Here is a 1,953-nt window from a genome sequence, read left to right on the forward strand (position 1 = left end):
TTTCGTTTCAGCCGAACGAAAAGCTAAGCCGGAGCGGCCCACGGGGCCGCAATCGGCTTGAGCGCCTTGTTATACACTCATATTAAATTGCCTCAAAATTACGGAATATTTCTATTATCTCTTGGAATGGATTCGTTTTTATCTCCTCTGCCTTCTTGATGTATAAGGTTTTGAGACGTCCCTCCTGAATTTTGGCATCACTACAGAAAATTTTAAATATTTGTTTACCAGGTATGTCATTTTTCCAATCTGCGCTATCAGCATCAAGACTGGCCAGCAGAGTGTTATAAGTGTTTTCAATATAACTTTTTAATTGTTCCCCTTCAATGCCTTTTACAATGCGTTCTTGTTCAACATTTCTACGTTCCAGCACCTTTGTTGATAGGTCTTCTAACGATTTTGAATGACAATCATCAGGCATTATATCGAGGTTCCCTACGCTCTCTCTAAAATATTTAGATGCTATTAATGCTGTCGCATATGAAATTCGAGAACGTGCAATTTCACGAAGTTTGTTTCTTATTTGCAGGGGATCACATAGCCATGATTCTGGTGGTTCCATTTCTTTAAATATTGCGGACAAAATATTTTCATCAAGAAAATAATTTTCAAGATGATATTTAGATAAGGACTGGAATCTTCCTTTTGAATCTGCAACGAGCTTGGCACTATCATAATTGGAAGGTAGCGCATCACGATCGGCGAGCATAAAGAATTGGACACCCCAGATTGAACGATCAAGTATTTGTGACAAAATAACATGAAATGATTTAATGGTGCTTTTCCCAGCGCTTGGCAAAAGTACCAAGTTTGAAAATCTATTTTTTAGCAAATGCGTATAAGTTTGTTTGTCAAGACTTGAATCGTTGCCTTCAATCAGGACTATTTTTTTCCCAAGTGAAACAATTCCAATGGAATGTCCTAGCCTTTGAAGAGCATCATTCGTTTCATCGTCAGCTTTTACTAATATTGCTTGATTAGCACCATTATTTTTTGGGGGTGATATAAAAATTACAGAATCGTCTAAAGTTGATGAAATAATGTCTGGTGAGTGCGTGCATAGAATGAATTGATTGCTTTTGCCTACCGTTTTGAGAGTACTAATTAGCTTATGCGATAATTCTGGATGCAAATGAAGTTCTGGTTCATCAAAAAATATAATGCAGTGAGATGGCTTGCGAAGTATAAAATCAAATGTTATATTAAGCACTTCCCTCTCTCCAGAACTTAATGTGTTAATATCAAAAGTATTTCCATTAAGGGAATAATATAATGTTTGGTTTGTAACGTCTGCTTTCTCAAGAGTTTTGGGGCCTAATAATTGGAAGAATGCTTCTTTAAAGGGTTCAAGCGGATCTAAGAAATCGAGGTTCATTGAAGCATAACCTTCGTTTTTCAGCTTTATTGCTGTACTTGCTATAGACGTCTTTTGGTTCTGAATTTTTTTAAATATTGCGTGTAAAGTATCTTGGAAACGATTCTGCAATCCTCCACAGGCAATATTCCACGATACTTGTTCAACCCAAGGGTCAGGGGTATCCCATGTAAAGGCATAGGGCTTAATTTTCTGGATGCTTCTGTCACTCTCATAATATAAAATGCTATTAACAAAATTTCTTCTTAATCTATTTTGTTGAAGAGTAGTTTTCAGAAGTTTAATATCGTTTGCATCTGAGGTATTTAATATTTTTTTATTCCATGCAGATTCTTCTGTCTTATCAGTTGCAACGATAATGAAAATAATATTTGGATTATTAAAATTTTGCAGGTATTGTAGCAATGAACTGATGAGTCTCGTTTTTCCAACGCCATTTGATCCCGCTATAACGACAAGATCGGATAAATTTTCGACTTCGAAATTTTCTACCGGTGGGATATTTTTTGCGTGTATTGCATGAATTCTCATATGAAGGTTCCTTAGTTTTTTTGTATAACGCCCGGCTGAGCCGAGCC

Annotated in this window: 1 protein-coding gene; it reads right to left on the reverse strand. The window is 36.3% G+C overall.

Translation table 11 applies throughout. The features are described 5' to 3' along the window. Positions 1 to 82: 82 nt before the first annotated feature. On the reverse strand, positions 83 to 1,953 hold a 1,871-nt coding region (locus B3D59_RS07680; RefSeq protein WP_286818751.1), incomplete at its 5' end, for an AAA family ATPase.

Origin of the sequence: Desulfobacter sp. UBA2225, from assembly GCF_002348205.1 — a bacterium.
GTDB classification, from domain to species: Bacteria; Desulfobacterota; Desulfobacteria; order Desulfobacterales; family Desulfobacteraceae; genus Desulfobacter; species Desulfobacter postgatei.